This window comes from Phocaeicola sp. HCN-40430 (assembly GCF_037890285.1).
GTDB classification, from domain to species: domain Bacteria; phylum Bacteroidota; class Bacteroidia; order Bacteroidales; family Bacteroidaceae; genus Phocaeicola; species Phocaeicola acetigenes.
This window is the reverse complement of the sequence record NZ_JBBKBS010000055.1, coordinates 1-1181: the sequence shown is the minus strand read 5'-3', so window position 1 is coordinate 1181 and position 1181 is coordinate 1. Positions and strand designations below refer to the sequence as shown.

The window sequence follows — 1181 nt, the reverse complement described above, 5'->3', positions numbered from 1 at the left end:
GGTTTATTTATTGTTTTATCTAAGTTTATACGTATAATTTCTGTCTTGTTCTTGGTTTATATTGCTATTACCCCGTAAGTATACTTTTAATTCTTTAGCAGTTGAGGATAATACTGTTTGGTAATTACTTTCTCCATAATAGTTAATAGTTTTAATACTAAATGATATATAAAGATAAAGGATGCAAATATTTGATAGAACTGAAGATGAACGTCTATATTGGGTATAATATATTGATATAGCTATTATTGCATAAATTACAATGTATTCAACCACTCTTCTAATTAGTTCAACATTGTATGATGCAATGACTAATAAGACATATACATAATACATCTTAAAAATTTGTTCATGTGTCTTTTCTTTCTTATAAGGATATTTCATGTATCCATAGTATGGTATATATAAAATAAGCATGTATAAAAGAACTCCTAGTCCTGTGTTGTTTTGTACAATTGTTTCATGTTCTATATTTTGATCTCTATAATTTATAAGATCAGATAAAAATATAAATATATGATTAATGATTCCTGTTATTGTTAATAAAGAGATTAATAGTAATAAAATAAAACCTTTATTAACAGGTATATTAATTTTATGTATATGCCTTATTAAAGGATAGAAGGCTATTGTAAATAATGCAGATTTATGGAATAAAGAAGCAATTATAATTATAAAAATAAATTGAAAAAACTTTCCTTTTTCGATATATTTATGTATTGAATAAATAAATAATGACATTGCCAATGCTTGTCTTATAATATTATCAAACCTATTGATGTATCCTAATATAATAAAGATGAAAGTTCCGAATATGATGATATTTTCTCTTTTAAGTTCTTTATAAATAGATGAATAGATAAATAGAGCACATAAGGCAAATAATATAATCCAACCATTAGGAATATAACTAAATAAAATATTTAGTCCGATATATCCTATTTCAAAATGTTGTATAATAAATGGAATACTTTTATATCCAAAATCTCTAATATCTAAGAAGGCTTCTAAATACATAGAATAATCAGAAACTAAATCGTATCTGAACATACCAAGGAGTGTAATAATGGCAAATGGTATGAATTTGTATTTAGATTTTCTAAAAAGGAAACAGAGTAAAGGTAAAATAAATATATATAGTAGCCAGCAACTCATTATAGTAATATTAATAAATATTAATT

The 1181-nt window shown here is 23.4% G+C and carries 1 protein-coding gene; it reads right to left on the bottom strand.

Annotated elements, in window-relative coordinates:
* Positions 1–15: 15 nt before the first annotated feature.
* Positions 16–1181 (bottom strand): EpsG family protein (locus WKU26_RS12540; protein WP_340322294.1); only part of this gene is annotated, 1166 nt, incomplete at its 5' end.